The 25,805-nt window shown below is 65.1% G+C and carries 25 protein-coding genes and 2 pseudogenes; 19 read left to right on the top strand and 8 right to left on the bottom strand.

All coding sequences use genetic code 11. The features are described from left to right. The first annotated feature begins 152 nt into the window (after positions 1 to 152). Complete coding sequence (locus tag AAC691_RS05475; RefSeq protein ID WP_342629231.1) at positions 153 to 1,574, top strand: M20 family metallopeptidase; 1,422 nt, start codon at positions 153 to 155, stop codon at positions 1,572 to 1,574. Positions 1,575 to 1,752: 178 nt separating this feature from the next. Here AAC691_RS05475 and AAC691_RS05470 read toward each other — a convergent pair whose 3' ends face one another. The 5 genes from AAC691_RS05470 to AAC691_RS05450 all read right to left on the bottom strand — a co-directional run bounded on the left by AAC691_RS05470 (position 1,753) and on the right by AAC691_RS05450 (position 4,911). Then, positions 1,753 to 2,850 (bottom strand): oxidoreductase, encoded by a 1,098-nt coding sequence (locus AAC691_RS05470; RefSeq protein WP_342629230.1) that lies wholly within the window; start codon positions 2,848 to 2,850, stop codon positions 1,753 to 1,755. An 87-nt stretch (positions 2,851 to 2,937) separates the two neighbouring features. Continuing rightward, entirely contained in the window at positions 2,938 to 3,174 is a 237-nt protein-coding gene (locus AAC691_RS05465) for a hypothetical protein (RefSeq protein WP_176640877.1), read from the bottom strand. Between the two features lie 215 nt (positions 3,175 to 3,389). Then, complete coding sequence (locus AAC691_RS05460; RefSeq protein ID WP_342629229.1) at positions 3,390 to 4,127, bottom strand: CPBP family intramembrane glutamic endopeptidase; 738 nt, start codon at positions 4,125 to 4,127, stop codon at positions 3,390 to 3,392. Positions 4,128 to 4,391: 264 nt separating this feature from the next. Further along, positions 4,392 to 4,670, bottom strand: coding sequence for a helix-turn-helix domain-containing protein (locus tag AAC691_RS05455; protein ID WP_342629228.1), 279 nt, complete (start codon positions 4,668 to 4,670; stop codon positions 4,392 to 4,394). Beyond that, positions 4,639 to 4,911 (bottom strand): BrnT family toxin, encoded by a 273-nt coding sequence (locus AAC691_RS05450; protein WP_342629227.1) that lies wholly within the window; start codon positions 4,909 to 4,911, stop codon positions 4,639 to 4,641. The genes AAC691_RS05455 and AAC691_RS05450 overlap by 32 nt, the downstream gene beginning before the upstream one ends. Here AAC691_RS05450 and AAC691_RS22270 point away from each other — a divergent pair. Together AAC691_RS22270 and AAC691_RS05440 are read left to right on the top strand one after the other, a co-directional pair. Further along, positions 4,813 to 5,145 (top strand): type II toxin-antitoxin system HicA family toxin, encoded by a 333-nt coding sequence (locus tag AAC691_RS22270; protein ID WP_408906062.1) that lies wholly within the window; start codon positions 4,813 to 4,815, stop codon positions 5,143 to 5,145. The two genes, AAC691_RS05450 and AAC691_RS22270, sit on opposite strands and share 99 nt — an antisense overlap. Further along, positions 5,142 to 5,465: pseudogene (locus tag AAC691_RS05440) on the top strand (type II toxin-antitoxin system HicB family antitoxin); the annotation flags it as partial. The gene AAC691_RS22270 and the pseudogene AAC691_RS05440, both read left to right, overlap by 4 nt. A 75-nt stretch (positions 5,466 to 5,540) precedes the next feature. Here the strand turns inward: AAC691_RS05440 and AAC691_RS05435 are convergent. Continuing rightward, positions 5,541 to 6,671, bottom strand: a complete 1,131-nt coding sequence (locus AAC691_RS05435) for an ATP-grasp domain-containing protein (RefSeq protein ID WP_342629225.1) — start codon at positions 6,669 to 6,671, stop codon at positions 5,541 to 5,543. Between the two features lie 367 nt (positions 6,672 to 7,038). Between AAC691_RS05435 and AAC691_RS05430 the strand changes: the two are divergent. From AAC691_RS05430 to AAC691_RS05415, 4 genes and pseudogenes are all read left to right on the top strand, one after another. Then, a pseudogene (locus AAC691_RS05430) lies at positions 7,039 to 7,243 on the top strand (transposase); the annotation flags it as partial. A 65-nt stretch (positions 7,244 to 7,308) separates the two neighbouring features. Further along, on the top strand, positions 7,309 to 8,517 hold the full coding sequence (locus tag AAC691_RS05425) for an NAD(P)-binding domain-containing protein (protein WP_342629224.1): 1,209 nt from the start codon (positions 7,309 to 7,311) through the stop codon (positions 8,515 to 8,517). A 123-nt stretch (positions 8,518 to 8,640) separates the two neighbouring features. Continuing rightward, a complete protein-coding gene (locus AAC691_RS05420; protein WP_342627943.1) occupies positions 8,641 to 9,984 on the top strand; it encodes an IS1182 family transposase in 1,344 nt (447 codons plus the stop codon). Between the two features lie 276 nt (positions 9,985 to 10,260). Next, positions 10,261 to 10,788 (top strand): GNAT family N-acetyltransferase, encoded by a 528-nt coding sequence (locus AAC691_RS05415; RefSeq protein WP_342629223.1) that lies wholly within the window; start codon positions 10,261 to 10,263, stop codon positions 10,786 to 10,788. A gap of 202 nt (positions 10,789 to 10,990) precedes the next feature. On the opposite strand, the gene AAC691_RS05410 is transcribed toward AAC691_RS05415, so the two are convergent. Beyond that, a complete protein-coding gene (locus tag AAC691_RS05410) occupies positions 10,991 to 11,665 on the bottom strand; it encodes a TetR/AcrR family transcriptional regulator (RefSeq protein ID WP_342629222.1) in 675 nt (224 codons plus the stop codon). Positions 11,666 to 11,949: 284 nt separating this feature from the next. Here AAC691_RS05410 and AAC691_RS05405 point away from each other — a divergent pair, with 284 nt between their 5' ends. Next, positions 11,950 to 13,146, top strand: a complete 1,197-nt coding sequence (locus AAC691_RS05405; RefSeq protein WP_342629221.1) for an MFS transporter — start codon at positions 11,950 to 11,952, stop codon at positions 13,144 to 13,146. Next, the gene (locus AAC691_RS05400; RefSeq protein ID WP_342629220.1) at positions 13,143 to 14,030 is read left to right on the top strand and encodes an NADP-dependent oxidoreductase; all 888 of its coding nucleotides are present in this window, start codon (positions 13,143 to 13,145) and stop codon (positions 14,028 to 14,030) included. Before AAC691_RS05405 ends, AAC691_RS05400 begins: the two co-directional genes overlap by 4 nt. Here AAC691_RS05400 and AAC691_RS05395 read toward each other — a convergent pair. Continuing rightward, on the bottom strand, positions 14,020 to 14,967 hold the full coding sequence (locus AAC691_RS05395) for an IS1595 family transposase (RefSeq protein ID WP_342627419.1): 948 nt from the start codon (positions 14,965 to 14,967) through the stop codon (positions 14,020 to 14,022). The genes AAC691_RS05400 and AAC691_RS05395 overlap by 11 nt on opposite strands. A gap of 864 nt (positions 14,968 to 15,831) precedes the next feature. On the opposite strand from AAC691_RS05395, the gene AAC691_RS05390 reads away from it, so the two are divergent. From AAC691_RS05390 to nuoK, 10 genes are read left to right on the top strand one after another with little or no spacing between them, the layout of a single operon-like run. After that, positions 15,832 to 16,266, top strand: a complete 435-nt coding sequence (locus tag AAC691_RS05390; protein WP_342629219.1) for an NADH-quinone oxidoreductase subunit A — start codon at positions 15,832 to 15,834, stop codon at positions 16,264 to 16,266. Further along, positions 16,266 to 16,925, top strand: a complete 660-nt coding sequence (locus AAC691_RS05385) for an NADH-quinone oxidoreductase subunit B (RefSeq protein WP_176640756.1) — start codon at positions 16,266 to 16,268, stop codon at positions 16,923 to 16,925. The genes AAC691_RS05390 and AAC691_RS05385 overlap by 1 nt, the downstream gene beginning before the upstream one ends. 15 nt (positions 16,926 to 16,940) lie before the next feature. Then, the gene (gene nuoC, locus AAC691_RS05380) at positions 16,941 to 18,734 is read left to right on the top strand and encodes an NADH-quinone oxidoreductase subunit C/D (protein WP_408906061.1); all 1,794 of its coding nucleotides are present in this window, start codon (positions 16,941 to 16,943) and stop codon (positions 18,732 to 18,734) included. Further along, positions 18,721 to 19,299 carry an NADH-quinone oxidoreductase subunit NuoE gene (gene nuoE, locus AAC691_RS05375; protein ID WP_342629218.1) on the top strand — a complete coding sequence of 193 codons (579 nt, stop codon included), beginning with the start codon at positions 18,721 to 18,723 and terminating at the stop codon, positions 19,297 to 19,299. The genes nuoC and nuoE overlap by 14 nt, the downstream gene beginning before the upstream one ends. 17 nt (positions 19,300 to 19,316) lie before the next feature. After that, positions 19,317 to 20,606, top strand: a complete 1,290-nt coding sequence (locus AAC691_RS05370; RefSeq protein ID WP_408906097.1) for an NADH-quinone oxidoreductase subunit F — start codon at positions 19,317 to 19,319, stop codon at positions 20,604 to 20,606. 11 nt (positions 20,607 to 20,617) lie between these two features. Next, a complete protein-coding gene (nuoG, locus tag AAC691_RS05365; protein WP_342629216.1) occupies positions 20,618 to 23,479 on the top strand; it encodes an NADH-quinone oxidoreductase subunit NuoG in 2,862 nt (953 codons plus the stop codon). Beyond that, positions 23,476 to 24,435, top strand: coding sequence for an NADH-quinone oxidoreductase subunit NuoH (gene nuoH / locus AAC691_RS05360; RefSeq protein WP_342629215.1), 960 nt, complete (start codon positions 23,476 to 23,478; stop codon positions 24,433 to 24,435). The genes nuoG and nuoH overlap by 4 nt, the downstream gene beginning before the upstream one ends. 10 nt (positions 24,436 to 24,445) lie before the next feature. Beyond that, entirely contained in the window at positions 24,446 to 24,958 is a 513-nt protein-coding gene (gene nuoI, locus AAC691_RS05355) for an NADH-quinone oxidoreductase subunit NuoI (protein ID WP_342629214.1), read from the top strand. A 56-nt stretch (positions 24,959 to 25,014) separates the two neighbouring features. Continuing rightward, positions 25,015 to 25,497, top strand: a complete 483-nt coding sequence (gene nuoJ, locus AAC691_RS05350) for an NADH-quinone oxidoreductase subunit J (protein WP_342630156.1) — start codon at positions 25,015 to 25,017, stop codon at positions 25,495 to 25,497. Position 25,498: 1 nt separating this feature from the next. Further along, positions 25,499 to 25,804: an NADH-quinone oxidoreductase subunit NuoK gene (gene nuoK, locus AAC691_RS05345; protein WP_342629213.1), complete on the top strand. Its 306-nt coding sequence runs from the start codon at positions 25,499 to 25,501 to the stop codon at positions 25,802 to 25,804. Position 25,805: the final 1 nt, after the last annotated feature.

Genomic DNA, 25,805 nt, shown 5'->3' with positions numbered 1-25,805 from the left:
TCCGTCAATGGCGGCCCAGGGTCGATGGCCGCGGCGCCCTCCCGCTGAACGGCAGGCGCCCGAAGGCCAAGGGCCCCGCGCCAACGCAAACGTGACCTGCCCGCGATTCCTGGTCTATGCTGCCGCGCTGATCGCGACCGACAGGGGGAAACATGCGCAATGCTGCACCGGTCTGGGACCTCGTCGAGGCCCGCAAGGCACCGCTGATCGCGCTCAGCGACGCGGTCTGGGCGGTGCCGGAACTGAATTTCACCGAATTCCGCTCGGTCGCGCTGCACGCCGATGCCTTGCGGGCCGAGGGGTTCCGCGTCACGCCCGCCGTCGGCGGCCTGCCGACCGCCGTGATGGGTGAGGCCGGCGAGGGCGGCCCGGTCATCGCCTTCCTCGGCGAATATGACGCCCTGCCGGGCCTCAGCCAGGAAGCCGGCCTGACCCGGCACCAGCCCGTCCCCGGCGACGGCAACGGCCATGCCTGCGGGCATAACCTGCTCGGCTCGGCCTCCCTGCTGGCGGCGACCGCCGTCAAGGACTGGCTGGCCGCCACCGGCACGCCCGGGCGCGTGCGCTATTACGGCTGCCCGGCCGAGGAAGGCGGCGCCGGCAAGGGCTTCATGGTCCGCGCGGGCGTGTTCGACGACGTCGATGCCGCGATCTCCTGGCACCCCTACGCCTTCGCCACGGTCTTCCCGCCCGCCGCGCTGGCGAATATCCGCCTCGATTTCACCTTCACCGGCCGCGCCGCCCACGCCGCCGCCGCGCCGCATCTCGGCCGCTCGGCGCTGGACGCGGCCGAACTGATGAATATCGGGGTCAATTACCTGCGCGAACATATGCTGCCCAGCTCGCGCATCCACTACGCCTATCAGGATGCCGGCGGGGCCGCGCCCAACGTCGTGCAGTCCCGGACCGTGATCCGCTACACCGTCCGCGCGGCCGAACTGGACGACATGCTGGCCCTGGCCCAGCGCGTGCGCCGCGTCGCCGAGGGCGCGGCGCTGATGACCGAAACCACCGTGACCTGCCAGGTCGTCAGCGGCATGGCCAACCTGCTGGGCAATCCTCCGCTCGAAGCCGCCATGCAGGCCAATCTCGAACGCCTCGGCCCGCCGCCCTTCGACGAAGCCGACCGCGCCTTCGCGCGCGACATGCAGGCCACCTTCAACCCCGAGGACATCGCCGCCGCCCTGCGCCAGGTCGGCCTGCCGGCGGACACCGACCGCCCGCTCTGCGACGCCATCCTGCCCTATCCGTCGCCGGCCGGCCCGATCCTGCTGGGCTCGACCGATGTCGGCGACGTCAGTTGGGTGGTGCCCACCGTCCAGGCGCTGGGCGCCACCTGCGCCATCGGCACCACCCTGCATTCCTGGCAGATGACCGCCCAGGGCAAATCCTCCGTCGCGCACAAGGGCATGGTCCACGTCGCCAAGGTCATGGCCGCCACCGCCACCGACATCCTCTCCGACCCCGCCCTGCTGGACCGCGCCAAACGCGACCACGCGGACCGGCTGCGCCGCCAGCCTTATGTCAGTCCCATGCCCCCAGACACCCACCCCCCCATCCAAGCCTGCCCGTAAACGCGCGCTGGCGGCGATCCGACGCGGGTTTGCTGCGCTTCGCTGCTCACGGCCCACAAGGCCGCTGCGCTGCGATGCTCGCAAACCCACGCCGGCCGTGCCGCTGCGCGGCACTCTCGCTCACCAGCCCACGTTTCCGGGCAGGCTTTGGGCGGACCCTATTCAGGCGGACCGGTCCCTATTCACACCAGGATTCGGCCGCCCCTGTCCCCCATTGGCCGCGCTCGGCGTTCGTCAGGGACAGTTCGGCCGCGATCCCGTCCCGGGCCGACACCACCGCCGCGTCCAGCACGGCCATCACCGCCAGGGCCTCCACCGGGCGCACCGGATTGGCGCCCGCGCCGCCCAGCGCCCCCGCGATCTCGGCATAGATCCGTCGCTGGTCGCCGGCATGGGCCGGCAGGTGTCGCGCCGTGCCGTCGCCGGCATACACGACCAGCGGATCGGCATCCTCGCCCCACCCGGCATCGCCCGGCCGCATCCCGGCCAGCAACTGCGCTTCCTGCCGGTCGGCCGCCTGCTTCACCAGGCTTCCCCCCGTGCCATGCACGACGAACCGGGCCGAACCGCCGGCGACCAGCATCCCGGCATGCAGGATCACCCTCCGCTCGCCGTACAGCAGCACGACATGCGCCCAGTCATCCGTCAGCGCTCCGTCGCGCTGGCGCGCCAGCGAGGCGACGACCCGGTCGGGCAGGCCGAACAGCAGCAGCGCCTGGTCGATCAGATGCGGACCGAGATCGAACCAGATGCCGCCGCCCGGCACGTCGCGCTCGCGCCAGCGATCGCGGACCTGCGGGCGAAACCGGTCGATCCTGGATTCGAAATGCGTCACCCGGCCGATCACGCCGTCCGCGATCGCCGCGCGCACGCTCAGAAAATCGCTGTCCCAGCGCCTGTTGTGGAACACGCACAACAGGCGCTCCGTGCGGCCGGCCAGGTCGACCAGCGCCCGCGCTTCGCCGAGATCGAGCGCGAACGGCTTGTCGACGACCACATGCTTGCCGGCCCGCAGCGCGGCACGCGCCAGCGGGGCATGGGTTTCGTTCGGCGTGGCGATCACGACAAGGTCGATCGCCTCATCGGCCAGCAGCGCCTCGGCCGTCGGACGGACGCCAACCCCCGGCAGATCGGCACGCACGGCATCGGGATGGCGCGAAACGACCGCATCCAGCGACAGCCCCTCCACGGCACCGATCAACGGCGCATGAAAAGTCCTGCCGGCAAAACCATAGCCGATCAGGCCGACACGGACAGGTTTGGCAAGCTGCTGCATCACGATGATCCCAGGGTTGCGTCAGGCGCGGCGCCGCGCCGCCAGGATGTCATGCATGACCTCTTTTGAAAGCCTGACCTGCAAGGACTACGGAACGCCGGACTTCAGATACATAAGCCCGAACACCACGCCCAACCCGCCCATAAAGACAAAATGATTATAAGGCTCGGGAAAAACCAGCGAAAGAAGGATGACGGCGGAAATCGACGTTACGGTAAAGAGCCACCCTTTCAGGTTCAACGGCCTCGATATACCGTTGCCGACCCTGATTCTAAACCAGGGTTCACCACCAAACATCCAGAACCAAAGGGTGCCACGTAACATTCACGACCTCGGGACGCGTTCCGTTCTCCCGTCATTCACGCCACGAAGACCCATGAATTCAAGTGAAATTTAAATCGGACGGGTCACGGTCTCGCGCATACAGCGCGCTGGCCGGAGATCGGAGCGTCATAGCCGGTTCAGCCGTCGAAAAACCGGCATTGCATCTGCGCAGGCTTCGCGCGCCCGCCACGATACGTCACCGTCTCATCCGCTCGTCACCCAGGTTCAGCCAGAGATCGTTTTGGAAACACAAACAGCGCCATCATATTGAGCACAAAATGCAGAGCAATGACCAGATAGAGGCTGAATCCGGCACCAAGGATAAGACTAAATATGACGGCCAGGCAGAAGGTCGATAATACACCGCGTGCCCCCTGATACCAGTGCATGCAGCCAAAGACGATGGCCGAGGCAATAATGGCGAACATCGCATTATGAGTGATATTGAATAACAAAGACGGGAAAGCCCCTCGGAACATAATCTCTTCAGAGATGGCGGCATTGATAATAAGCGCTATCACATAGACGGATTCAGTAGCGTCGCGTGGCCGAAGTGTAGAGACAGCTTCCGTCGCATAGAATTTCTTTCCTTTCCGCGTCCTGGAGACAAATAATAATATAACAAGTCCCATGCAGAAGCCGAAACCAAGGGGTAGCAACTGCGCTTGGTCGATATTGACACTTTGCTTCAGGATGGCAAAAGCAACATCGTAAGGACGGTAAATCGAGTAGATCCCACCATGGAAATTACGATCCTGCGTCAGTCCCATGAAATAAATGATCAGAATGCCAAGAACGCCAAAACACAGGATCGAAGTTGCAAGCCAAACCCTATAAATTTTCACCTTCTTATGGGGTGACGAATCTTTGAGTTTCCGAAATGATCGGCTGCCCTGATCTGCCACGAAGGCAAAAACCACCATCAGCAGCGCCGCAATTGCGTCTAAATACAAATTTTTATCCTCCTGCTTTAATCCCCTCTTGGCGCGGCGAACATAAGTAAGTCTTCATGGATAGGCTGCATTATGCAAGAAAAACAGGAATTTTCACCCCGCATAGGCCGGGCCGGCGCAGCCCATGCGGCATGAAACGCAAGGTCTCCGGCTTCCCGATCAGGCAGCACGCACAATTCCCACTCCTCCGGGTGAACCTTGGCCCGACTCACACCCGAACTGCCTGAGCCGGGACAGCGGAAGCCGCAAGCCACCCGATTGGGATCAGGCCACCGCCTTCGCGACGATATCGGGAAACTGCCTGATCACCCGCACATAGGCGATGGCGAAGTCGGGAGGGGTGGCGCGGGCTTGCTCCCAATCGCGCAGGGTTCCCACCGGCACATGGAAGCGCTCGGCAAATTCGGCCTGCGTCAGACCCAGGCCGGTTCGCGTCATGCGGATCAGACGGGCGCGCTGGCCACGCTCCATGCCCTCTTGGGTAACGGCCCCGTCTTCCGGATCGCCCGGATCAGAGGGGAGAACGATAGGATTTTTCTTCACCGTTATTGCTCCTTCTTACGGAAATGAAGCGGGGAATATCGTCCCGCCAAACAAAGACCGCGGTAAACAGCTTCTCGCCAACCATTCCGATGATCTTGTAACGGTCCTCGCCATCTTCATGGCGAATCGTTGGCAGGATCAGGTGCTTCTCATCCTCGAAAATCTGCGCACCGAACGCGAGGGAGAGGCCGTGCCGCTCCTTGTTGATGGCATCTTTTTCGGGGCCAAAGCTGTATTCCATGGATTAGAATATACGGAAATCCCGCATTCAAGTCAAGGGGAATTGCGGGATTTCAGTAGTTTTTTCGGTCCGGAAAGGGCAGGCTGGGCGCTGGACCGTGTGCGGGGATCGCATCACGTGTTCCGTCATCCCGATCGTCCGGGCATCGTGGTCGTGCCGCATCCGAAGAAAGGCCTGGGCGGCGGCCTCGTGGCCGCGATCCGCAAGCAGGCGCGCCTGCAGGAGAGACGATGATGCGCTACCCGGTGATGATCGAAGAGGGGGCAGGGACCACGGCGTTCGGTGTCGTGTTTCCCGATCTGCCCGGCTGCGTCTCGGCGGGCGACACACTGGATGAAGCCCTGGCGAACGCGGCGGATGCGGCGGCGGGCTGGATCGACGCCACGCTGGACGCAGGCGACGCGGTCCCGTCTCCGCGCACGCTGGATACGGTCCGCAGGCTTCCCGAATATGCCGGATGGGCGGTGGGGTTCGTGACCATTGACCCGGCCATGCTGGATGACCGCGTGGAACGGGCCAACATCCCCCTGCCGCGCGGGGTTCTAAAGCGGCTGGACGCACCGGCGTTCGCCCTGGCCAGCCCGCTGCGCCCATCCGGCTCCCGGCCGCGCGGGGGCCATGCGACGCGCCTACCGATTGACGTCGACAGCCACGCGTCCCGGCACCGTCGAATCCGGCCGCTCCGGAGAGGTTGCCCGCGGGCGGCGACGCTCCAGCTCCGCGCGAATCTCGCGGATGCTCTGCGGATCAATCGCCGAGCCGAATGCGTCGTTCTGACGCACGAGCGATTCAAGCCGCGCCAGGATGCCGCGCCTGGTCCAGGGAAGACGAAGCAGCTCCTCGACAAGATCGGGTTCGCTCCACGGAATGTCCTCGGCCGCAAGCTCCCACTTGTCCACGTCGCTCCCGGTGAAGCGGAGGCATTGCGGGAAGAACGCAATCCTCTCAGAATGGTCCGGGCGATTGTCGGGTGCAAGCACATCCAGGCCGGCGGCAGCGCACAGCCGCGTCGCGAGGTCGGCGCCATGCGCCCGGATATGACCCAGTTGCGTCGACCGCGGGTTCATCTCGATCAGCAAACAGCGCCCCGTGCCGTCTTCCATGATGAAATCGAGCCCGAAGAACCCGGACAGGCCCAGATGCTCCGCAGCTATGGAAGCGGCGGCCTCGATTTGCGGATTGCCGATCAACCGCAGGAACGTGGACGCTCCCACGCGGCCTTGCGTTGAAAGAACCTCGGCCGTAACGACCCCGCACAGCCGCCCTTGCCAGGCCGCAGCCATGCATGTCACCTGGATTCCGCGAATATGCGTTTGCGCCATGACGTTGCGCGTCTTCCGCCGAAGAAATCGCGCAAGCGTGAAGGGATCGCGGTCGACAAGCAGGAGGCGGAGTGCCTTGTGAAAGGCGAGCGGGGCGGACAATTCCCGATAAGCTTCTTCGGCCTCGGCGACGGTATCAGCGATAAGAACCCCCGAGCCGCCCCAGCTCTCTTCGGCCTTGATGACCCAGGGAGGTGCCTGCGTCGCGCACCAATTCCGCACATCGCGCACCGAGAGCAGCTCCGCTCCCGAAGGCGTGAAGACGCCCCTGCTTCGCATGGCTTCCAGGAAAGGATAACGGGTCCCGCTTATGCCATAGCCAAGGGGCGAGCCAAGTGACCGTTCGATCACATCACGTATCTTTTGACCGGTAGCAACATCAAATGACCGCGATTTTGCATGGAGCGAATGGATATGGCCTATGGCGCGGTCATCCATTGGTACAAGCAGAAACGGCTCGAAAGATCCTATGGACGCCACCAGTGATCCAAGCGGGTCCCATGCGGAATAAGTCAGGCTCCCTCTTACGAATTTGAGCCTGCGAAGCGGATTGCCGGCCGGACTGAGACTATATACGGCCGCCCCGGCGCGTCCGAATGCCATGGCGAGATAGGCCGTCGACGGCCACCAGGTTGTGGTAACTATAAGGACCCTGAATTCAGCCATTTCCGCTGGTGCAAGCCTCCGAAGAATGGTCCGAAGCGTTCGTTATGAAAGGCGCTTTGCGTAAGCAGGGGATCGTGACAACATTTGTAACGTAAGCAGGGGGTCGTGGAAAACATTTGTAACATGACGGCCGCCGGGTTTAGAAGGGCGCAGGGCGGATGCCACGGTTGCGGATCTGTGCCGCAAGCACGGGATCAGCGACGCGGCCTCCTGCACGTGGCGATCGAAACACAGCGGGATGGAGGTATCGGAAGCGCGGCGGCTCAAGACTCTGGAAAGAGAAAATACGAGAGAATACGAAGCTGAAGCGACTCCTGGCGGAGAGCGTCATGGACATTTCGTCTCGCACTGGTCGCCGACATCTCGTTGTCAAGCGAACGGCTCCGCCGTGAACGCGACCGGATTGGGGATGATCGACATAATGGTTAAGTGGACAGACTTCGTTATAGTGGGGGCCGGCCCGTATGGATTGTCGCTTGCAGCCCACCTATCGGTTCGCGGCGTAGACTTCCAGATCTTTGGCTCACCGATGGCGGTCTGGCGAAGCCATATGCCGAGCGGCATGCATCTCAAGTCCGAGGGTTTTGCCTCCGATATATTCGATCCGCTCAGGCTGAATCGTCTTCGGGACTTCTGCAGGCGCCACGGTCATGCCTATGCGGATGTGGGTGTGCCCATCCCGGTTGAAGTATTCCATGCGTACGGGCGGGAGTTTCAGCAGCGGCTGCTGCCGGATCTGGACACGCGGCACGTCGCCAGGATCACGGCAAGCCAGGGGGGCTTCCTCCTTCGCCTGGATGACGGCGAAATCATCCGGGCGCGGCGCGTTGTCATCGCCGTCGGAATAACGCATTACGCCTATCTCCCGCCGGAGCTTCGGGGACTGCCGCCGCAATTCGTTTCCCACACGTCTGAATCGCGAGGGATGAAGGATCCCGCCGGACGCAAGATCCTGGTCCTCGGTGGCGGCTCGTCGGCCGTGGACTCGGCGGGGCTGCTGCATCAAGCAGGCGCCGACGTGGAGATCGTGACCCGGCGCCCCAAGATCTGGTTCAACCACCCGCCGGATCACAAGCGTGGGCTAGAGTTGGCCTATGCGAGGCTTCTCAAGCCGCGCTCGGGACTTGGCCTTGGGTGGCGGTCCCGCATGGCGTCGGATCTCCCGACGGTCTTTCACCGGATGCCGGAGCCTTTCCGCCTGCGCGTCACGCGCGGGCATCTGGGACCTGCCGCCGGATGGGTCAGCCGCACGCTGGTGGAAGGCAAGGTGCCTATCCGGATCAACCTCGCCCTGAAGCATGCGCTGGTGCGGGGGGAGAAGGTCGCCGTCACCTTCGTCAAGTCTGATGGCGGCGAAGAGGAGATGGTTGCGGACCATGTTGTCGCGGGAACCGGCTACAGGGTCGATATCAATCGCCTGGACTTCCTGGACGAGACAATCCGCGCCCGGATCTCCGAGATACAGAATACGCCCCGGCTGACACGATTCTTCGAATCGTCGGTGCCCGGCCTCTATTTTGTGGGACCGTCGGCGGCCAACAGTTTTGGCCCGCTGCTCCGGTTCGCATGGGGGGCCAAATTCACGTCGAAGCATTTGACGCCGCATTTCGCACGATAGAGCGACGAGCGTTTCGGCACCCGAAACGTGAAGAGCCCGTCGATGGACTGGAAAGCAGTGGGTGCTAGCAGGCTGTCGGGTTGGGGGGTACCTGCTTTCGGTGATCTGGGGTAAGCATTGAGGATGAGCAGGTTCATCCCGTTTGACCGATCGCAGCCGTATCTTCTGCCGCCGGATCTGAAATCGTGGCTGCCGGCGGACGATGTGGCGCATTTTATTGTGGCGGCGGTGGAGCGGGTGCCGCTGGGGGCGTTCTCAGTACCTCGGCGGACGGGCGGCAAGGCGCAGTATCATCCGCGCCTGATGCTGGGGCTGCTGATTTACGCCTATGCGAACGGCGTATTCTCATCGCGTCGGATCGAACGGGCGACGCATCGCGACATCGGCATGCGCTTTGTCGCGGCGAACCTGCATCCTGACCACGACACGATCGCGACGTTCCGGCGCGGCAACCGCGCGGCGATCGAGGCGGCGTTCCTGCACGTGCTGGAGTTGGCACGCGAGATGGGGCTGGTGCGGCTTGGCACGGTGTCGATCGACGGCACGAAGATCGATGCCAACGCCTCGAAATACCGTTCCATTCGCTATGATCGCGCGAAAGAACTGCGCGAGATGCTGGCCACCGATATTGCCGGCCTGATGGAGCGGGCCGAGGCGGCGGATGCGACCGACACGGACAACCAGGCCCTGCCGGACGAACTGGCCCGCCGGGAGACCCTGAAGGCCAAGCTGGATGAAGCCTGTGCGCGGCTGGAAGCGGAAGCCCGCGAGCGGGCCGAGGCCGCCCGGCCCGAATACGAACGCAAGAAGGCGGCCTTTGATGCGAAGCAGGGACGATGCGGCCGCCCGCCGAAAGAGCCGGACGACGAACCGCCCCCTGACCGGCAGATCAATCTGACCGATCCGGACAGCAAGCTGATGCGCCGTTCCGACGCGCATGAATACCGGCAAGCCTATAACGCCCAGGCCGTGGTCTGTGCCGAGGGCAGCCAGTTGATCCTGGAACATAGGGTTGTCGCGACTACGGCAGACGCGCCCAGCTTCGCCGATACGATCCTGGGTATGGAAGAGCGGATCGGCCTGCCACGAACCGTCCTCGCCGATACGGGCTTTGCCAGCCGCAAAGCCGTCGAGGCGTTGCAGGCCAGGGGTGTGGACCCTCTGGTCGCCATCGGGCGTCCCGTCGATCGGCGCCCCTATGACTTCCGGCCAGAGCCACCCCCCAAAGAACCGCGCCGGATCACCGAGCCATGGCGCCTGAAAATGAAGGCCAGACTGCAACAGGACCCGGAAAAAGCCCTCTACGCCTTACGCAAGCAGACCGTCGAACCGGTCTTCGGCATCATCAAGAGCGCTATGGGCTTCACCCGCTTCCACCTCCGCGGTCTCGCCAACGCCGCAACCGAATGGACCCTCGTCGCCCTCGCATATAATTGCCGAAGAATCGCGCGGTTGACGGCTGCGTAAACGCCGTCAACTCCTCCAGCCTCACTGCCGCAGCACCCAACCCGACAGCCTGCTAGAGCATCATCCGATCAGATGGAATCATCTGATCGGATAAAGATGCTCGCCAAAACAATGATCTAGAGCCGTATCCGTGAACCAGTGTGAACGGATACGACTCTAGCCCCTGTACCGGCCTCGGTTATTGAGACACTGCGTTGGAGCCTAAGCGGCGAAAGCCGCGCTGGAATTGATAACTCATTGCTTGGCGGCCGATCGCCCATCAATCATACTATCTCCATGTTGCCCGAGAGCCTTCATACAGCAAGGCATGCGCTGCGCCCGATCTCCAGGGGAGATGCGGAAGAAATATTTCACGGCTATGCGCAGGACCCCGAAGTCTCTCGGTATACGATGTGGACTCCGCATAAGGATTTAACCGAAACCGAAAAATTTGTTGATGGCTGCCTCGCCACATCTCCTGATCTGGCACGCACCTATGCGATTTGCGATCAGGCCGGAGGCTTTCGCGGCCTTTTCGGCCTGCGTCACGTAAAGCCTTATCATATTGAATTCGGTTATGTTTTGGCACGTCGATGGTGGCGGCAGGGCATTATGACGGAAGTCCTGACAGAAGCGGTAAACGCACTCCTGGCACAGGACACCTGCTTCAGGATCAGCGGCGTTTGCGACGTGGATAATATCGGGTCGGCACGCGTCATGGAGAAAGCAGGGCTGCTCCGCGAAGGCGTGCTGCGGCGATGGATTATTCATCCCAATATCAGCAGCCAGCCCCGAGACTGCCTCTTGTACGCAAAAGTTAAATAAACCAACCACATAAACTATCAATTCTGCCTCGTCCGAACCCTACGCGCCCACCGTCGAGCGTGGGCATGCGCCGATCACAGGCAACCCGGGGTCCGTCAGGCCGGCCATGATCCGGCGCCTTGTCGGTTTGGCAGATGCCGCTTCGGTCATATAACGAATCCGCTGCAGGACCCGTCCGGATGTCTCGACGGAGGTAAGAGACCTATTTTTTTGCCCGATTCTTTTTTTCGACCGAATAGTAACCAAGAAATATGCTGACGGCCTGTTCGACGACATCACGCCGTTCCTTGTCCGAGTGGCTCTCGTCTTTGCCCACGACACGTACCCACAAAAGAGGCTCATCGATCAGGCCGATAAATTGACGCGTTGCCAGTTCCGGATTTTCTACAATCAAAAGACCGCGGCGGCTGAGTTCGGAGAGATAGTCGCGGGTCGCCTCCATCGACGGCGTTTTTCCGAATTCAAAGAAGCTCTGCGTCAGATCGGGAAAGCGCATACCTTCGCCAATGACCATTCGAAGAAAACGAATTGCCAGGGGTGAACGCCAGAATTCGGCTGTCGCATAGCCGATCCGACGCAAGCCCACGGCGGGATCACTCAGCGCCGCCTCGTCGCTGGCAATATTCATGGTTTCGAACGCGGACCACATACGTTGCACGACAGCTCGGAATAGCGCCTCTTTTCCGTCTGGAAACTGGTTGTAGACGGTTCTTCTGGCGAGGCCCGCCTCTTTGGCCACCAGGTCCATTCTGGCGCCGCCATATCCATGATTCAGGAAGACGCGGGTTGCTGCGGAAAGGATGATGTCCGCGTTCGACATCGTAACCTGAGGTGTCGAAATTCGCTCGAACACCGACATCTCTTTGGCTGCGCTCACGTCCATTCCCTTCCTTCCGCCGTCCACATAGTCGTGCCCCGTCTCCGGCGGCTCCGCCTCGCGAATGCCTTGACTCCCTACACGCAGGAGGCAAATATGCACCCACAAGTGCAGAACCATACAGTTGAGTTTACTCCGTAAGACACCGCAAGCCTAGAGCATCATCCGACCGGATGGACTCACCCGGTCGGGTAAAGATGTTCGTTGAAACAACGAGCTAGAGCCATATCCGTGAACCAGTGCGAATGGATATGGTCCTAGCCGGCAGCCAAGTGGAGCGACAGATGATGCATACGGAGTTTTCCGATCCACGCACCGCGACCTCGGATGCGCTGTCACTCAATGCTGCCCGGGCGGCCTTCTTTCTGGGCGGCTTTGGTCTATCGTCGTGGGCCCCATTGGTGCCATTCGCCCAGTCTCGCCTTCACCTTGCTTCCGGCGAACTGGGTTTGTTTCTGCTTTGCATCGGCATTGGCTCGCTGATTTCCATGCCTCTCGCAGGACCTCTGACGAGCCGCGTGGGGTGCCGCCTGGTCCTCTGTGTGGCCGACCTGATCTTCTGCCTCACGCTGCCTCTGCTGTCGGTCTGCACCGGACGCATCGCGCTCGCGATCACCCTTCTGTTGTTCGGCGGCGCCATTGGAGCAAACGGGGTCGCGATGAATGTTCAGGCCTCTCTGGTCGAACGGGCCTGCGCACGTCCTGTGATGTCCGGCATTCTTGCTCTTTTCAGTGTCGGTGGTATCGCCGGGTCAGGTGGCATGACATGGTTGCTGTCCCACCACGTCGCCCCGCTTCAGGCATGCCTGGCCGCCGATGCGGTCATCGCGTTGATCTTGCTCGTTTTCGTTCGTCGTTTTCTCTCGCATGGGGGCGAAGACGGGCCGGCCTTCGCGCTGCCGCATGGTTCAATCATCCGGCTCGGATGTGTCGCCTGCATGATCTATCTCGTGGAGGGCATGATGCTGGACTGGAGTGGCATCATTCTGACCTCGCTCGCGCATGTGCCCATCGCTCGCGCGGGCGCCGGCTACACGACATTCGCGTGCTTCATGGTCGCCGGGCGCCTGTTTGGAGACGCGCTCGTCAAAAGGTTCGGCCAGTCTGCCATATTGCGTGGCGGGTTACTGCTGACGGCCGGCGGCCTGTCGATCGTCGTGGCGGTCCGCTTTCCCCTCACGGCGTTTGCTGGGCTGGCACTCGTGGGTGCGGGGGCTTCGAACGTCGTTCCTATTCTGTTCAGGGCCGCAGGCAGTTCGCAGGCCATGCCGTCAAACCTCGCCATCGCGGCGGTCGCCACGCTTGGCTATGTGGGGGTTCTTACCGGACCTGCCTTGATCGGCTTTCTCGCATCCGCCGCGGGGCTGACAACCGCCGTCCTGATTGTCGCCCTCGCGACAGCCAGCACAACGACGCTGATCCCCAATGTCCGCGACGATATGCACCGCTTTTCCCCGTCTCTCGACAGGTCCACGCCATGAAACCGTCACTCGATCAGGAAATCGTCCTGGCGCGGCGTCCGGCCGGGCGCCTTACTCTTGACTGTTTTGATGTCCGTCACGTCAGTGCCGAGCCAATGGCCGCAGGGATGTTACGTATTCGAGTGCGGTATTTATCGATCGACCCCTACATGCGTGGGCTGATGGATGGCGATCTCGGGTTTGCCGCCCCACTGGCGCTGGGGCAGGCTCTGCCTGGAGAGGCGGTCGGGGATGTCATCGAAAGTGCCGATGCCCGATTTGAGGCGGGAGATCTTGTTCTGTGTCATGCGGGATGGCGAACTGTAGCGACTCTGCCGGCCAACGAATGCCGTCGCCTCGACCCGGATATAGTCGCTCCGACCACATCACTCGGTATCCTCGGGGCGCCGGGCTTCTCAGCCTGGCTTGGTATGATGGTTCTCGCGCCGCCGGCAGCAGGTGAGACCGTTGTCGTCGCGGCAGCGGCTGGTCCCGTCGGTTCGGCGGTTGTGCAATTCGCTCGCAACGCTGGTGCCCATGTGACGGCGATCGCAGGCGGCGCGGCGAAGTGTGATTGGCTCCGGACCGTCCTCAAAGCCGATCATGTCATCGACCGTCATGATTCGGATTTTTCCATCAGACTGCGAGATGCCTGTCCCAGGGGCATCGACGTCTATTTCGAAAATGTTGGTGGGATAGTATGGAACGCCGTGTTTCCTCTTCTCAATCGTCATGCACGTGTCCCCGTATGCGGTCTCGTTTCGGGGTATGACGGCGGAAGTAATCAAAATGGCAATTCCGTAAGCGATGACGCGATCCTTGCAGCGGCTCTGGCACGAAGCCTAACCATTCGCGGATTCGTAAATTTTGATTTTCGTGCAAAATATTTCCTGATTACGCACTAATTTCAGCCAATTTGAGCAGGCGATAGGGCATGGGCGGGGTTCTGACGGCGGCGTATCCGAGGCGAGGGATCATGGAGGCGAGGTCGAAGCGGCGATTGAAGCGATAAACGAACTCGGCGAGATAGCGCGGCGCATGCTTGTCACGGATAGCACGGTAAGTACCGGTCATGGCATTCTTGATGTTGGCGAGAGCGGTATTGACCCATTTGAAAGCAGGGTTGCGGCCTGCCTTTGGTCCCGAACCGGTCAGGATGGGATGATGGACGCACCCTGCTTCGGTGACGGCGGCGAAACAGCGTAGACCGTCACTGACCACGCTGCTGGCGGGGTCGAAGCTGTTTTTTGCCATCTTTGCGATCTCGGCCCTACTGAACCCGGCCACCCGGCGGAGTTTCAGGCGGATTGGCTTGCCTTGCGGTGTGGTTTCAACAGCGGCCACGATCGGCGTCTTGCCCGCTGATCCTCGCCCGCGCTTGCCGCCGCCGCGTTCTCCGCCGAGATAGGCGTCGTCCAGTTCGATCCGTCCCTTCAGTCGCTTGCCGGCCTCGCGCTCCATCATTACCTGCGCGAGTTTATGCTTGATCTTCCAGGCCGTGGTCTGCGTCACGCCGAGCCTGCGCCCCAGTTCGATGCTGGAGATGCCGCCTTTGCTCTGGGTCAGATGGTACAGGGCACGAAACCAGGTCCGTAACGGCACCTTGGTTGCCGCGAAGATCGTTCCGGCGATCAGCGACGTCTGCTTCCGACAGGCGCTGCATTGATACTGCCCACGGCTCTGAATGACGCTGTGCTCACGCCCGCCGCAGGCCGGGCATTCAAAACCAGATGGCCAACGCCAGCCAAAGATCACCGCTCGGCACTTCTCTTCGCTTCCGTAAAGTTCGTCAAATTGGGCTTCGCTTAGCCCTTTCTGAAACTGGACCTTGTTGCGAGCCATCGATCAAGCCTCTCGAAAACAACAAATGTTCTCGCTTTGTACCATAAATCCCTGGCTGAAAATAGTGCGTAATCAGGAAATATTTTGATGATTTTCTTCGGCTCGTCACTCCTGAGGTCGCCTCCGGTCGTCTGATATACCGCGAAGACATCGTTGATGGCCTCGACATGGCACCGTGTGCCCTCATCGATCTTCTGGCGGGCGCCAACTTCGGAAAGCAGATCATTCGATTGTAGACCATAGCCACAGCCACGATCGTGCATGAGCAAGACGCGCGTTTGAGCCGATATCTCTGGACTAAAACATGCAGCACGTTCGCGCCTATAGGTGCCCGTGACGCCAGGTCCTCCGTCACCCCGAACCCCACGCGCCCACCGTCGAGCGTGGGTATGCTCCGATCACAGGCAATCCGGGGTCCGTCAGGTTGGCCATGATCCGGCTCCTTTACGCGCATGCCGTGCGCACGACATCGTGCGCGGACCCAAGACCGCAACGCGCGGCCATGTTAACGCGGCCATGTTTCCGCGCCCATCCGCCAGGCCACGACAGCGGGGCAGGGGATGCGCCCGTCCCGGAAAAATGCCGGTCTTCCACGGTCTCCCATAACGAACGAAGGCCGCTGTTCTCCCGGCGCCGGCACCAGACGCCGGCAGCACATCTCGCCCCCACGCACCGCCGGCCGTCTCGCACGCTGCCCGACAGCATCCCCGCTACCACCGACACGGACGCGTGATCCGGCGAAAAAACAAAGGATTTTAATGAACCGCCCGCGACAGGCCACGTTCACCCCCCACGTCCGATCTCACGTCTGACCCGTCGAACGTCCGTCATTTCCTGGTCACGTCAACCCCAACGGTGCTGGCCATGTCGGAATTCTGCACGCAGCATCCGCTTCTGTCCTACACGATCGCCATCGTGATCCTGCTGTCCGCCATGCTGGCGCTCGGCGCCGCGACAGGCATGCGCCGGGTCGGGGCGGCGCGCGGGCGGTCGATGGACGTGCCGTTCGAATCCGGCATGCTGCCGGTGGGCTCGGCCCATCTGCGCGTGCCCATCCATTATTACCTGGTCGCGATGGTCTTCGTCATCTTCGACGTGGAATCGGTCTTCCTGTTCGCCTGGGCGCCGGTCTCGGTGGCGGCCGGCTGGCGCGGCTATTGCGCCGTGCTTGTCTTCATCCTCTTCCTGTTCGGCGCCCTGGCCTATCTGTGGCGCTGGGGCGGGCTGGACTGGGGCCCCAAACCCCGCCGCATCGCGCCGCGCCATGCGGGGCCGGCGGCAGGCACGGGGGCCGTCTGATGCGCTGGTCCCTCACCCGGCCGGGCGACGCCCCGCCGTCCAACCCCGCCCCGCCCGGCCCCGACATGCCCAACCCAACCATGACCGAAACCGTGCGGCGCAACCTGGTCATGGGCCGCCTGCAGGATTTCGTCTCCTGGGGGCAGGCCCACTCAGTCTGGCCGTTCAATTTCGGCCTGTCCTGCTGCTATGTCGAAATGGCCACCGCCTTCACCAGCAAATACGACATCGCCCGCTTCGGGTCCGAGGTCCTGCGCGCCACCCCGCGCGAGGCCGACCTGATCGTCATCTCGGGCACGGTGTTCGTGAAGATGGCGCCTATCGTCAAATATCTCTACGACCAGATGCTCGAACCCCGCTGGGTCATCTCCATGGGCTCCTGCGCCAATTCGGGCGGGATGTACGATATCTACAGCGTGGTACAGGGGGTCGACAGCTTCCTGCCGGTCGATGTCTACGTCCCCGGCTGCCCACCCCGCCCCGACGCCCTGCTCGAAGGATTGATGCTGCTGCAGCAATCGATCGGCACCCAGCGCCGGCCGCTCAGTTGGATGGTCGGCCCGCAGGGGGTGGAACGCGTCACCCCGCCCAGCCTGCGCGACGCCAAACGCGCCGAACGCCGCGCCGCGCAGACCCTGCGCAGCCCCGACACGATCTGACGGGGAAACGGTCCGATGGGCGTCGCCGACCTCGAACAGCGCACCGCACCGGCCGATTCCGTCACCATGCTCGCGCAACTCTCCGACCTGCCGCCGCACATGCCGCGCCTGGCCGAAACGACGCGCGACGGCATCCCCACGCTCTGGATCGCCCCCCAGGACCTGCGCGCGATCGCAGCATTGCTGCGCCATCCCACCGCGCTGCGCATGCTGTTCGACCTCACGGCGATCGACGAGCGCCAGCGCACCCATCGCGCCGGCCTGCCCGATGCCGATTTCACCCTGGTCTATCATTTCATGGCCTTCGCCGGCGCGGGCGACGCGCTGCGCCTCAAGGTGCCGCTGTCCCAGGGCGCGCTGTCCCAAGGCGCGCCGTCGGCCCCGTCGATCGCCGATCTGTGGCCCAACGCCAACTGGTACGAACGCGAGGTCTGGGACCTGTTCGGCATCGCCTTCGACGGCCATCCCTTCCTGCGCCGCATCCTCACCCCGCCCACCTGGACCGGCCACCCGCTGCGCAAGGACCATTATGCCCGCGCGACGGAAATGCCGCCCTACAGCCTGACCGAAGAGCACGAAATGGCCGAACAGCAGGCCCTGCGCTTCGATCCCGGCGCCTGGGGCATGGCCCGCCATGCCGACAACACCGATTTCATGTTCCTCAATCTCGGCCCCAACCATCCCAGCGTGCACGGCGTCTTCCGCATCGTGCTGCAACTCGCGGGTGAACGCATCGTCGACGCGGTGCCCGATATCGGCTTCCACCATCGCGGGGCCGAGAAGATGGCCGAACGCCAGACCTGGCACGGCTTCATCCCCTATACCGACCGGGTCGACTACCTGGGCGGGGTCATGAACAACTTCCCCTACGTCATGGCGGTCGAACGGCTGGCCGGCATCGATGTCCCCCCACGGGCGCAGATGATGCGCGTCATGCTGGCCGAACTGTTCCGCATCGCCAGCCACCTGGTGTTCTACGGCACCATGTCGCAGGATGTCGGCCAGCTCTCGCCGGTCTTCTACATGTTCAGCGACCGCGAGCGGGTGTTCGAGATCATCGAGGCCATCTGCGGCTTCCGCATGCACCCCGCCTTCTTCCGCATCGGCGGGGTGGCGATGGACCTGCCGCGCGGCTGGGACGGGCTGATCCGCGACTTCCTCGCCTATCTGCCGCCCCGGCTGGACGAATACGAAAAACTGGTGATGCGCAATCCGATCTTCCGCGCCCGCACCGTCGGCGTCGGCGCCTACGACGTGGCCGAGGCCGTGTCCTGGGGCGTCACCGGCCCCGGCCTGCGCGCCTGCGGCCTGGAATGGGACCTGCGGCGCCAGGCCCCCTATGCCTGCTACGACCAGCTCGAATTCGACATCCCCACCGCGTCGAACGGCGATTGCTACGACCGCGTCCGCGTGCATATCGAGGAAATCCGCCAGAGCCTGCGCATCATCCGCCAATGCGTCGACCAGATGCCGGCGGGGCCGTACAAATCCGACCACCCGCTGACCACCCCGCCGGCCAGGGCGCGGACGATGCACGACATCGAAACCCTGATCCATCATTTCCTCAATGTCAGTTGGGGCCCGGTCATCCCGCCCGGCGAGGCCCAGGCCAGCGTCGAGGCCACCAAGGGGCTCAACGCCTATCACCTGCTCAGCGACGGCGGCACCATGTCCTACCGCACGCGCATCCGCACCCCCTCCTTCGCCCATCTGCAGATGATCCCGCTGATCAGCCGCGGCGCCATGATCGCCGATCTGATCGCGATCATCGGCAGCATCGATTTCGTGATGGCCGATGTCGACCGCTGACCCCGCCCTCCCGCCCGATCTACCGCCCGATCTGCCGCCCGATCTGCCGCCCGACCTGCGCGACGAAATCGCGGCGATGATGGCGGCGACCGACCACCCGCACGGCGTCACGGTCGGCGCGCTCGCCGCCGTGCAGGCGCGCTTCGGCTGGGTCAGCGACGCCCATCTGGTCGAACTGGCGCGCCTCATCGGCGTATCGGCGGCCGAACTCGACGGGGTGGCGACCTATTTCAACCTGATCTTCCGCCGCCCGGTCGGCCGGCACGTCATCATGATGTGCGACAGCGTCTCCTGCTGGCTGATGGGCGCCGACGCGCTGCGCGCCCGGCTGTGCGACCGGCTGGGCATCCAGCCGGGCCAGATGACGCCGGACGGCGCGGCCACCCTGCTGCCCATCGTCTGCCTCGGCCATTGCGACCACGCCCCGGCCCTGCTGGTCGACCGCACCCTGCACGGCGACCTCGACGAATCCCGGATCGACGCGATCGCGGACGGCGTGCGGGCCAAGGAACAGGCCAGGGAACAGGGCACGGAACGCGGCACGGAACAGGGCAGGGAACCATGACCACCGCCGAACGCGACATGGCCCAGCGCCCCCTGACGGCGATGATCGGCCCCGGCGGCCCGCCGGACTGCGCCGCCTACGGCCTGGCCGGCGGCTGGCGCGGCGCCCGGCGCGCCCTGCGCGACCTCACGCCCGACGCGGTGATCACCGAAGTCACCGATTCCCGCCTGCGCGGGCGCGGCGGCGCCGGCTTCGGCACCGGCCAGAAATGGAGCTTCGTGCCCAGGCAGCCGGCCCGCGCGCGCCGCAAATACCTGGTGGCCAACGCCGACGAAATGGAACCCGGCACCTTCAAGGACCGGCTGCTGCTCGAAGGCAACCCCATGCAGCTCGTCGAGGGCATGCTGATCGCCGGCTACGCCATCCAGGCGTCCGAGGGCGTGATCTTCCTGCGCGGCGAATATCACCTGGCGTTCGACCGGCTCGAACGCGCGATCGCCCAGGCCCGGCAGACCGGCTGGCTGGGGCGCGACATCCTCGGCTCGGGCTTCGATTTCGACATCCACGTCCATGCCAGCGCCGGCCGCTATATCTGCGGCGAGGAAACGGCTTTGCTCACCGCGCTCGAAGGCTACCGCGCCCAGCCGCGCAGCAAGCCGCCCTTCCCGCAGGTGGGCGGGCTGTGGGGCGCGCCCAGCATGGTCAATAATGTCGAAACCCTGTGCAACGTGCCGCATATCCTGGCCAACGGCGCCGCCTGGTTCCGCGACCTGGCCCCGGGCAGCCCCGATGGCGGCACCAAATTGTTCGGCGTCAGCGGCCGGGTGCGCCGCCCGGGGGCATGGGAACTGCCGATGGGCGTGCCCCTGCGCCAGGTGGTCGAGGACTGCGCCGGCGGCATGCGCGACGGCTACCGGCTGCGCGCCTTCCTGCCCGGCGGCGCCTCCACCGCCTTCCTCGACGCGGCATCGCTCGACATCGCCCTCGATTACGCCACGGTGGAAAAGGCCGGCAGCCGGCTCGGCACCGGACTGGCCATCCTGCTGGACGACCGCGCCTGCCCGGTGGGCATGCTGCGCAATCTCGAACATTTCTTCGCCCAGGAATCCTGCGGCTGGTGCACGCCCTGCCGCGACGGCCTGCCCTGGGTCGAACGGCTGCTCGCCGCGATCGAGGAGGGCACGGGACAACCCCGCGACCTCGACCTTCTGGCCGACCATGTCCGGTTGATCGGCCCGCCGGGCCGCACCTTCTGCCCCCACGCCCCGGGCGCGATGGCGCCGCTGGCCAGCGGGCTCGACCTGTTCCGCGACGAATTCCTCGACCATCTGCGGCAGCATGGCTGCCCGCGCCGCATGGCGGCATAGGGGGGCAGGCCATGGCTACCATCCACATCGATGGGCGTCCCTATCCCGCCCGCACGGACGAAAACCTGCTGCAGGCATGCCTCGAAAACGGGTTCGACCTGCCCTATTTCTGCTGGCACCCCGACCTGGGCTCGGTGGGGGCGTGCCGGCAATGCGCGGTGCGCCAATATGCCGGCCCCGACGACCGGCGCGGCCGCATCGTCATGGCCTGCATGACGGCCGTGACCGACGGCGCCATCCTGTCGATCGCCGATGACGAGGCCCGGCAGTTCCGCGCCGGCATCATCGAATGGCTGATGACCAACCATCCCCATGACTGCCCGGTCTGCGCCGAGGGCGGCGAATGCCACCTCCAGGACATGACGGTCATGACCGGCCACGCCGTCCGGCGCTACCGCTTCGACAAGCGCACCCACCGCAACCAGGACCTGGGGCCCTTCGTCCGGCACGAGATGAATCGCTGCATCGCCTGCTATCGCTGCGTGCGCTTCTATCGCGACTATGCCGGCGGCACCGACCTCGCGGCCTTCGGCATGCATAACGACGTCTATTTCGGCCGCCAGGCCGACGGCGCGCTCGAAAGCGGCTTCGCCGGCAACCTGGTCGAAATCTGCCCGACCGGCGTCTTCACCGACAAACCCTTCACCCGGGTCTATGCCCGCAAATGGAACATGGACGGCGCGCCGTCGGTCTGCACCCATTGCGCGGTCGGCTGCAACATCATCGTCAATGCCCGCCAGGGCACGGTGCGGCGGGTGATGAATCGCTACCACGCGGCGGTCAACCGCTATTTCCTGTGCGATCGCGGGCGCTTCGGGCACGGCTTCGCCTCCGCGCCGACCCGCCTGGCCGTGCCGACCTGCCGGGTCGACGGGCAGCAGACGGTGGTGCCGGTGCGCCAGGCGCTCGACCGCTTCGCCGCGCTGGCGGCCGACGGCCCGATCATCGGCATCGGCTCCGAACGCGCCTCGCTCGAAGCCAATTTCGCCCTGCGCGCGCTGGCGGGCGCGGCCGGTTTCTCCACCGGCCTCAACGGGCCGCGCCACGACCTGGCCATGCTGCTGCCGGCGCTGCTCCAGGCCAGCCCCGCCCGCAACCCCACCCTGCACGAGATGGAACAGGCCGACGCCGTCCTGGTGCTGGGCGAAGACGTCTCGGCCACCGCGCCGCGCCTGGCGCTGGCGCTGCGCCAGACCGCGCGCCTGCCCGGCTATCAGGCGGCCGCCGCCGCCGGCGTGCCCCGCTGGATGGACGCGGCGGCGCGGATGATGGGCACCGGCCTGCGCGCCCCCTTCTTCGTCCTGGCCTCCGACGCGACCGGGCTCGACGACATCGCGCAGGAATGCTGGCGCGCCGCGCCCGACGACCTCGCCCGGATGGGCTTCGCCATCGCCCACCGCATCGACCCGGCATCCCCCGAGCCCGCCGACCTGACCGAGGCCGAATCCGCCTGCGCCGAGCGCATCGCCCGCGCCCTGGCCGCGGCGGCCCGGCCGCTGGTCGTCGCCGGCACCCAGTACGGCCTGGCCGCGCTGCCGCACGCCGCCGCCAACATCGCCGCCGCGCTGGCGGGCCAGGGAACGGGGCAGGGGACGGGGGAGGGACCGGGGCGCGACCCGGCGCTCAGCCTGGTGCAGCCCGCCTGCAACACGATGGGCCTGGCCCTGCTGGGCGGCACCAGCCTCGAAGCCGTGGCCGGCATGATCCGCTCAGGAGGCATCGGCACGCTGGTGGTGATGGAAAACGACCTGACGCGCCAGCTCGGCCCGGCCGCGCTCGACCATCTTCTGTCCGGGGTGCGGCATTTGGTGGTCATCGACCACACGGCCACCCCGCTGGCGGCACGGGCCGACATCGTCCTCCCGGCCGCCGCCTTTTCCGAATGCGGCGGCACCCTGGTCGGCAGCGAAGGCCGCGCCCAGCGTTTCCTGCCCGTCCTCACCCCCGACCGGCCGATCCAGGCGGCCTGGCGCTGGGCGCGCGACCTGGCGCGCGCGCTGGGGCGCGATCCGGGCTGGACCGACCTCGATTCCGTCATCGCCGCCATCGCCGCCGCCATCCCCAGGCTGGCCGCCATCGGCGCGGCGGCGCCCGACGCCGCCTACCGGCTGGACGGCCGGCGCGTGCGCGCCGAACCCGACCGCTTCGACGGCCGCACGGCGATGCGCGCCAATATCAGCGTGCGCGACCAGCCGCCGCACCCCAACCCCGACAGCCCCCTGGCCCCGTCGATGGAGGGCGCCTACGGTCCCGACCTGCCCGGCGCGCTCATCCCCTATTACCAGCAGCCGGGCTGGAACTCCGTCCAGTCCCTCAACCGCTTCCAGCAGGAAATCGGCGGCCCGATGCGCGGCGGCGACGGCGGCGTGCGCCTGCTCGACGCCCCACCCGCCAGCGCCCCACCCGCCAGCGCCCCACCCGGCGGCACCCCGCCGGCCCGCGCCTGGCATAGCGATATCCCGCCCCGCTTCACGCCCCGGCCCGGCCAGGTGCTGCTGCTCCCCCAGGCCCGCCTCTTCGGGACCGAGGAACTCAGCACCCTGTCCCCCCCGATCGCCGCCCGCATCGAACCGCCCACCCTGCGCATCGCCCCCGGCTGGCCCACCACCGAGACAACCGCCACCCAGGCAACCGCCACCCAGGCAACCGCCACCGAGACAACCGTCACCGAAACAACCGTGACCGAAACAACCGCGACCCAGACAACCATGACGGGGGCCACCATCACCCTGATGGGCCGCCCGGTCAGCCTGCCCGTGACCTGCGACGCCGCCATCCCGGCCGGCCTCGCGCTCTACCCCGCCCATGACCTGGACCGTTCCTTCTCCCTGCCGGTCTGGGTGGACGTCGCGCCGGCAGGGCAGGGGCAATGACGGTCCCGATGCCGCTCATGATCGCCGTCACCCTGGCCGCCCTGCTCGGGCTGGCCACGGCGCTCACCTGGGTCGAACGCCGGCTGCTGGGCGTGTGGCAGGACCGCTACGGCCCCAACCGCGTGGGGCCGGGCGGCATGCTCCAGGCCGTCGCCGACGGGATCAAGATCCTCTTCAAGCAGGACTGGATCCCCCCCTTCGCCGACCGCGCGGTGTTCGTGCTGGCGCCCGCCATCGGCATGATGACGGTGCTGCTGTCCTTCGCGGTCATTCCCGTCACCGCGTGGTGGAGCATCGCGTCCGCGCTGAATGTCGGGCTGCTGTTCGTGCTGGCCGCGATGGGCATGGGGGTCTACTCGGTCGTGCTGGCCGGCTGGGCCTCCAACAGCAAATACGCCCTGCTGGGCGGCCTGCGCGCGGCCGCGCAGATGATCAGCTACGAAGTCTTCATGGGCCTCTCCCTGCTGGGGGTTGTGATGCAGGCCCGCTCCTTCAGCCTCCGCGACATCGTGCTGGCGCAGTCCGGCCTGTGGTTCGTCATCCCCCAGGCCCTCGGCTGCGCGGTCTTCATGCTGGCCGGCATCGCCGAGACCCACCGCCTGCCCTTCGACCTGCCGGAAGGCGAGAACGAACTGGGCGCCGGCTTCCACACCGAATATTCGGGCATGAAGTTCGGCATGTTCTTCCTCGCCGAATATGCCGGCATCATGCTGGTCTCGGCCCTCGTCACCACGCTCTATCTGGGCGGCTGGCAGGGCCCGCTCCTGCCGGGCGGCCTGTGGTTCGCGCTCAAGGTCGCGGCGCTGGTGGTGCTGTTCGTCCTGCTGCGCGCCGCCCTGCCGCGCCTGCGCTACGACCAGTTGATGGCTCTGGGCTGGAAAATCCTGCTGCCTTTGTCCCTGCTCAATATCGTCGCGACCGGCGCGGTCCTGCTGCTGCGCGCGCCGGGCGGCTAGGGAAACTCCGATGTTCGACACGCTCCGCACCCTGTGGCTCACCTTCCTGCATATCGGCCGTCGCCGGGTCACGGTCGGCTATCCGGAAAACAAGCCGCCTCTGCCGCCGCGCTATCGCGGGCGGATCATCCTCTCGCGCGACCCCGACGGACAGGAACGCTGCGTCGCCTGCGGATTATGCGCGGTGGCCTGCCCGGTGGACTGCATCAGCCTGCAGAAGGCCGAACAGGACGGGCGCTGGTATCCCGATCATTTCCGCATCAATTTCTCCCGCTGCATCTTCTGCGGCTTCTGCGAGGAAGCCTGCCCGACCTACGCCATCCAACTCACCCCCGATTTCGAGATGAGCGAATATGTCCGCCCGAACCTGGTCTATGAAAAGGACGACCTGCTGATTTCCGGCCCCGGCAAATATCCCGGCTACAACTTCTACCGCGTGTCCGGCGTTGCCGTTCCAGGCAAGGACAAGGGCCTGGCCGAACGCGAATCCCGTCCGGTCGACCTGCATTCCCTGATGCCATAGGCCCTGATGCCATAGGTAAAGGAAAGACCGGTCCGGTGGACATATCCCTGGCAGCGATGGCGCTGGTTGCGGCCCTGGCGTCGCTCATGACCATCACCCGCACGGTCGCGGTGCACGCGCTGCTCTACCTGGTCGTGCTGCTGCTGGCGCTGGCGGGGGTGTTCGTCCGCCTGGGCGCGCCCTTCGCGGCGGTGCTCGAGGTCATCCTCTATGCCGGCGCGATCATGGTGCTGTTCGTCTTCGTGGTGATGATGCTCAATCTCGGCCGCGCCGACCGCCGGCGCGAACGGCACTGGATCGCCCCGCATGTCTGGCTGGGGCCGGCGATCCTGGCCGGGCTGCTGCTGGCGGCGACGCTGCGCGCGCTGCTCGGCGCCGACGGCGCGCCGGCGGGCCCGATGGCCGTCATCGGGCCGCGCCAGGTCGGGCTCGCGCTCTACGGCCCCTATGTGCTGACCGTGGAGCTTGCCTCCTTCCTGCTGCTCGCCGGCCTGGTCAGCGCCTTCCATATCGGCCGCCAGGACGAAGGGGAGGCATGACATGGCCGCCCCCGACATGGCGCTGCTGCTGGCCTGCACCTTGCTCGCCCTGGGGCTGCTGGGCGTGCTGGTCCGGCGCAACCTGCTGTTCATGCTGATGTCGGTGGAAATCATGCTCAACGCGGCGGCGCTGGCCTTCGTCGCGGCCGGCGCGCGCTGGCACGCGGCCGACGGGCAGGTGATGTTCCTGATGATCCTCTCCCTGGCGGCCGCCGAGGCCGCGGTGGGGCTGGCGATCCTGCTGCGGCTGCACACGGCGGGGCGCCCGACCCTGGATGCCGACACCGGCAACCGGCTGAAGGGATAGG

It is taken from the genome of Nguyenibacter vanlangensis (assembly GCF_038719015.1).
Lineage (GTDB): Bacteria > Pseudomonadota > Alphaproteobacteria > Acetobacterales > Acetobacteraceae > Gluconacetobacter > Gluconacetobacter vanlangensis.
The sequence above is the reverse complement of the archived record's forward strand: the minus strand, read 5'-3'. Positions and strand labels throughout refer to the sequence as shown.

What these genes read in the sequence shown, in the direction of transcription:
- AAC691_RS05475 (WP_342629231.1), top strand. Translation starts at nt 153, where the DNA reads ATGCGCAATGCTGCACCGGTCTGGGACCTCGTCGAGGCCCGCAAGGCA.
- AAC691_RS05470 (WP_342629230.1), bottom strand. Translation starts at nt 2,850, where the DNA reads ATGCAGCAGCTTGCCAAACCTGTCCGTGTCGGCCTGATCGGCTATGGT.
- AAC691_RS05465 (WP_176640877.1), bottom strand. Translation starts at nt 3,174, where the DNA reads ATGTTACGTGGCACCCTTTGGTTCTGGATGTTTGGTGGTGAACCCTGG.
- AAC691_RS05450 (WP_342629227.1), bottom strand. Translation starts at nt 4,911, where the DNA reads ATGGAATACAGCTTTGGCCCCGAAAAAGATGCCATCAACAAGGAGCGG.
- AAC691_RS05435 (WP_342629225.1), bottom strand. Translation starts at nt 6,671, where the DNA reads ATGGATGACCGCGCCATAGGCCATATCCATTCGCTCCATGCAAAATCG.
- AAC691_RS05425 (WP_342629224.1), top strand. Translation starts at nt 7,309, where the DNA reads ATGATCGACATAATGGTTAAGTGGACAGACTTCGTTATAGTGGGGGCC.
- AAC691_RS05420 (WP_342627943.1), top strand. Translation starts at nt 8,641, where the DNA reads ATGAGCAGGTTCATCCCGTTTGACCGATCGCAGCCGTATCTTCTGCCG.
- AAC691_RS05415 (WP_342629223.1), top strand. Translation starts at nt 10,261, where the DNA reads ATGTTGCCCGAGAGCCTTCATACAGCAAGGCATGCGCTGCGCCCGATC.
- AAC691_RS05405 (WP_342629221.1), top strand. Translation starts at nt 11,950, where the DNA reads ATGATGCATACGGAGTTTTCCGATCCACGCACCGCGACCTCGGATGCG.
- AAC691_RS05400 (WP_342629220.1), top strand. Translation starts at nt 13,143, where the DNA reads ATGAAACCGTCACTCGATCAGGAAATCGTCCTGGCGCGGCGTCCGGCC.
- AAC691_RS05395 (WP_342627419.1), bottom strand. Translation starts at nt 14,967, where the DNA reads ATGGCTCGCAACAAGGTCCAGTTTCAGAAAGGGCTAAGCGAAGCCCAA.
- AAC691_RS05390 (WP_342629219.1), top strand. Translation starts at nt 15,832, where the DNA reads ATGTCGGAATTCTGCACGCAGCATCCGCTTCTGTCCTACACGATCGCC.
- AAC691_RS05385 (WP_176640756.1), top strand. Translation starts at nt 16,266, where the DNA reads ATGCGCTGGTCCCTCACCCGGCCGGGCGACGCCCCGCCGTCCAACCCC.
- nuoC (WP_408906061.1), top strand. Translation starts at nt 16,941, where the DNA reads ATGGGCGTCGCCGACCTCGAACAGCGCACCGCACCGGCCGATTCCGTC.
- nuoE (WP_342629218.1), top strand. Translation starts at nt 18,721, where the DNA reads ATGTCGACCGCTGACCCCGCCCTCCCGCCCGATCTACCGCCCGATCTG.
- AAC691_RS05370 (WP_408906097.1), top strand. Translation starts at nt 19,317, where the DNA reads ATGGCCCAGCGCCCCCTGACGGCGATGATCGGCCCCGGCGGCCCGCCG.
- nuoG (WP_342629216.1), top strand. Translation starts at nt 20,618, where the DNA reads ATGGCTACCATCCACATCGATGGGCGTCCCTATCCCGCCCGCACGGAC.
- nuoH (WP_342629215.1), top strand. Translation starts at nt 23,476, where the DNA reads ATGACGGTCCCGATGCCGCTCATGATCGCCGTCACCCTGGCCGCCCTG.
- nuoI (WP_342629214.1), top strand. Translation starts at nt 24,446, where the DNA reads ATGTTCGACACGCTCCGCACCCTGTGGCTCACCTTCCTGCATATCGGC.
- nuoJ (WP_342630156.1), top strand. Translation starts at nt 25,015, where the DNA reads ATGGCGCTGGTTGCGGCCCTGGCGTCGCTCATGACCATCACCCGCACG.
- nuoK (WP_342629213.1), top strand. Translation starts at nt 25,499, where the DNA reads ATGGCCGCCCCCGACATGGCGCTGCTGCTGGCCTGCACCTTGCTCGCC.